General features: G+C 72.4%; 1 protein-coding gene. It reads left to right on the top strand.

The window, feature by feature from the left end:
* Positions 1-3,296, top strand: a 3,296-nt coding sequence (locus ACTOQ3_RS43380; protein WP_440089900.1) for a type I polyketide synthase, incomplete at both ends; no start/stop codon positions are given.

The following is a 3,296-nucleotide window of genomic DNA, read 5'->3' as shown; positions in this document are numbered from 1 at the left end:
GACGCGCTGGCCGAGCATCGCAGGTCGCGGGGACTGGCGGGAACCTCGCTGGCCTGGGGCCTGTGGGCGATCGGCGGACTGGCCGACCTGGACGAAGCCGACCTGCGGCGCCTCGCGCGCTCCGGCGTCGACCCGCTGACCGCCGAGGACGGCCTGACCCTCTTCGACGCCGCACTCGACACGGGACGGGCCACGCTGCTCCCGGCCCAGCTCAACTTCAAGGTCCTCAGTACCCACGCGGACTCGCTGCCACCGCTGCTGCGTGGCCTGGTGGCCGCTCCCGCCAGGCGGGTGGTGACGGCGGCCTCGGAGGCGGCGGCCACCCTGAAGCAGCAGCTGGCGAGCCTGCCTCCGGCCGGGCAGCGCGCCGTGCTGGAGGACCTGGTACGCGACCAGCTGGCCGTGGTCCTCGGATTCGCCGACACGTCCGCGCTCGACGACGGCATCTCCTTCCAGGAGCTCGGCTTCGACTCGCTGATGGCGGTGGAGTTCCGCAACCGGCTCAGCCAGGTCACCGGCATGCGGCTGCCGGCCACGCTGATCTTCGACTATCCGACCCAGTCGGCGCTCGTCCCGTTCCTGTCCGGCGAGCTGCTCGGCAAGCGGGAGATCGCGGTCACCTCGCGGGTCTCGACCGGAGACGACGAGCCCATCGCGATCGTCGGCATGGCCTGCCGCTATCCCGGCGGGGTCGAATCGCCGGAGGACATGTGGCGGCTCGTGGCGCAGGCGGGCGACGCGGTGGGCGAGTTCCCCACCGACCGGGGCTGGGATCTGGAGAAGCTGTACGACCCGGACCCCGGCAACCGTGGCACCTCCTACGCCAGGCACGGCGGCTTCCTGTACGACGCCGCCGAGTTCGACCCCGGCTTCTTCGGGATCAGCCCGCGCGAGGCCCTCGCCATGGACCCGCAGCAGCGGCTGCTGCTGGAGAGCTCCTGGCAGGCGATCGAGCGTGCGGGAATCGACCCGCACGGGCTGCGCGGCAGCCGCACGGGCGTGTTCGCCGGTGTGATGTACCACGACTACGCGAGCCAGCTCTCCTCCGTACCGGAGGAGCTGGAGGGCCTGATCGGCACCGGAAACTCCGGCAGCGTCGCCTCCGGGCGGGTGTCGTACACCTTCGGGTTCGAGGGCCCCGCGATGACCGTGGACACCGCGTGCTCGTCGTCGCTGGTCGCGCTGCACCTGGCGGCGCAGGCACTGCGCTCGGGCGACTGTGACCTGGCTCTGGCGGGCGGTGTGACGGTGATGGCCACCCCGTGGACGTTCATCGAGTTCGCCCGGCAGCGCAACCTGTCGCCGGACGGCCGCTGCCGGGCGTTCGCCCAGGCGGAGGGCGGCGTCGGCCTCTCGGAGGGCGTGGGCATGCTGCTCGTCGAGCGGCTGTCGGACGCCCGGCGCAACGGCCACCAGATCCTCGCTGTCCTGCGGGGCAGTGCGGTCAACCAGGACGGTGCGAGCAACGGGCTGACGGCGCCGAACGGTCCCTCGCAGCAGCGGGTGATCCGCCAGGCCCTGTCCAACGCGAACCTCTCCCCCGCGGACGTCGACCTGGTCGAGGCGCACGGCACGGGAACGGTGCTGGGCGACCCGATCGAGGCGCAGGCACTGATCGCCACGTACGGCCAGGACCGTCCGGAGGACCGGCCGCTGTGGCTGGGCTCCATCAAGTCGAACATCGGCCACGCGCAGGCGGCCGCCGGTGTGGCCGGTGTGATCAAGATGGTGATGGCCCTGCGCAACGGCGTCATGCCGCAGACCCTGCACGCCGAGGAGCGGTCGGAGCACATCGACTGGTCGGCGGGCGCGGTGGAACTGCTGACCGAGGCCCGTCCCTGGGAGCCGGAGAACGGCCCGCGCCGGGCGGCGGTCTCCTCCTTCGGGATCAGCGGCACGAACGCGCACGTCGTCCTGGAGGAGTCCCCGGCCGAACCGGACAGGGAGCCGGGCGAGGCCCTGCCCGCCGTCCCGTGGCTGCTCTCCGGGAAGTCGGTGGCGGCGCTGCGGGCACAGGCGAGGCGGCTCAGGTCCTGGATGCTGAAGCGGCCGGAGCTGGACGTGGCGGATGTCGGCTGGTCGCTGGCGACGGGCCGGGCGCTGCTGGAGCAGCGCGCGGCGGTGGTCGGCGCGGACCGTACCGGGCTGCTGGAGGCGCTGTCCGCGCTGGCCGAGGGCGAGCCGGGCGAGTCGGTGGTCGAGGCCGGGCAGGTGCGCGGGCGAGCCAGGATGGCGATGTTGTTCGCCGGTCAGGGCAGCCAGCGGGTGGGCATGGGCCGTGAGCTGGCCGCCGCGTTCCCGGTGTTCGCCGAGGCGCTGGACGAGATCTGCGCGTTGCTGCCGCACCCCGTGCGGCAGGTGATGTTCTCCGACCCCGACGGTGTGCTGGCCGAGACGGGAATGACCCAGCCGGCGCTGTTCGCCTTCGAGGTCGCCCTCTACCGCCTGCTGGCCTCGCTCGGCATCACGCCGGACGTGCTGGTGGGTCACTCGGTGGGGGAGATCGCCGCCGCTCATGTGGCGGGCGTGCTGTCGCTGCCCGATGCGTGTGCTCTTGTCACGGCACGGGCGCGGTTGATGCAGGGGCTGCCGGAAGGTGGGGCGATGCTGGCCATCGCCGCTCCCGAGGCGGACATCCTCCCGCTGCTGGAGGGCCGCCAGGACGTCGGCATCGCGGCGGTGAACGGCCCGGAGGCCGTGGTGATCTCCGGTGACGAGAACGCGGTGGAGGAGATCGCCGCCCTGGTGAGCGTCCGGACGCGCAGGCTGCGGGTCTCACACGCCTTCCACTCGCCGTTGATGGAGCCGATGCTCGCCGAGTTCGAGCAGATCGTCTCCGCTCTGACCTTCAGCGAGCCGGCCATTCCTGTCGTCTCCAACGTGACGGGCCGGCCCGCCGAGCCTGGCCTGCTGACCGATCCGGCGTACTGGGTGCGGCATGTGCGCGAGGCGGTGCGCTTCGCCGACGGGGTCACCGCCTGCCAGGCGAACGTGTTCGTGGAGATCGGACCGGACGCCACCCTGACCGCGCTGGCCCAGCAGAGCGTGCAGGACGGAGCGTTCGTCGCGACCGCTCGCAAGGACCGCGACGAGGTCCGGACGCTGGTCAGGGCCCTGGGGCAACTGCAGGTCCGCGGCGTCACCGTCGACTGGGACACCTTCTTCGCTCCCGCCCGACCGGCGCACGTCGACCTGCCGACCTACGCCTTCCAGCGCGAACGGTTCTGGGTGGCGGCGCAGGCCGAGGCCGGGGACATGGACGCGGTTGGTTTGGAGGGGATCGATCACCCGCTGCT

The organism is Streptosporangium sp. LJ11, assembly GCF_051918945.1.
Classification (GTDB): domain Bacteria; phylum Actinomycetota; class Actinomycetes; order Streptosporangiales; family Streptosporangiaceae; genus Streptosporangium.
This window is presented reverse-complemented; position numbering and strand designations above follow the sequence as displayed.